Source organism: Stenotrophomonas sp. YIM B06876 (genome assembly GCF_030711595.1).
Taxonomy (GTDB): domain Bacteria; phylum Pseudomonadota; class Gammaproteobacteria; order Xanthomonadales; family Xanthomonadaceae; genus Stenotrophomonas.
This window is the reverse complement of the sequence record NZ_JAUJUJ010000356.1, coordinates 1-829: the sequence shown is the minus strand read 5'-3', so window position 1 is coordinate 829 and position 829 is coordinate 1. Positions and strand designations below refer to the sequence as shown.

Annotated in this window: 1 protein-coding gene; it reads right to left on the bottom strand. The window is 65.6% G+C overall.

Annotated features, from left to right (window positions below; genetic code table 11):
- Window positions 1–9: 9 nt before the first annotated feature.
- Complete coding sequence (gene adk, locus QZH66_RS17260) at window positions 10–666, bottom strand: adenylate kinase (RefSeq protein WP_305807072.1); 657 nt, start codon at window positions 664–666, stop codon at window positions 10–12.
- Window positions 667–829: the final 163 nt, after the last annotated feature.

The following is an 829-nucleotide window of genomic DNA, read 5'->3' as shown; positions in this document are numbered from 1 at the left end:
GTTGCGGCTTTAGTTGGCCAGGGCCGCCATGGCGCGCGCCGTGATTTCCTCGACGCTGCCGGTGCCGCTGATGGCGCGGTACTTGGGCGCCAGGGCCGGCTCTTTCTGCGCCCAGCCGGAGTAGTAGTCGACCAGCGGGCGGGTCTGCGCGCTGTACACATCCAAGCGCTTCTTCACGGTCTCTTCCTTGTCGTCCTCGCGCTGGATCAGGTCTTCGCCGGTCACGTCGTCCTTGCCGGCCACCTTGGGCGGGTTGAACTTGACGTGGTAGGTGCGGCCGCTGGCCGGGTGCGAGCGGCGGCCGCTCATGCGCTCGATGATGGCGTCGAACGGTACGTCGATCTCGAGCACGTAGTCGAGCTTGACGCCGGCGGCCTTCATGGCGTCGGCCTGCACGATGGTGCGCGGGAAGCCGTCGAACAGGAAGCCCTGGGCGCAGTCGGGCTCGGCGATGCGTTCCTTGACGAGGCCGATGATGATGTCGTCGCTGACCAGGGCACCCGAATCCATCACCGCCTTGGCTTGCAGGCCCAGCGGCGTGCCGGCCTTGACGGCGGCGCGCAGCATGTCGCCGGTGGAGATTTGCGGGATGCCGTATTTCTGGCAGATGAAGGTGGCCTGCGTGCCCTTTCCGGCGCCGGGTGCGCCCAACAAAATCAGTCTCATGGATGTCCTCTAAGTGTGTGAAACCTGCAGGCAGCGCTGGCCCGTGGCATGGCGCCCCGGAATGCGCTGCTCTCGTTGGCGGCAAGGATAGCACGCACATCCTTGGGTTTCGCTGACGGGCGCGGGCACTTTTGAGTGCCGTTTCATCGCCCGAAAATACCGT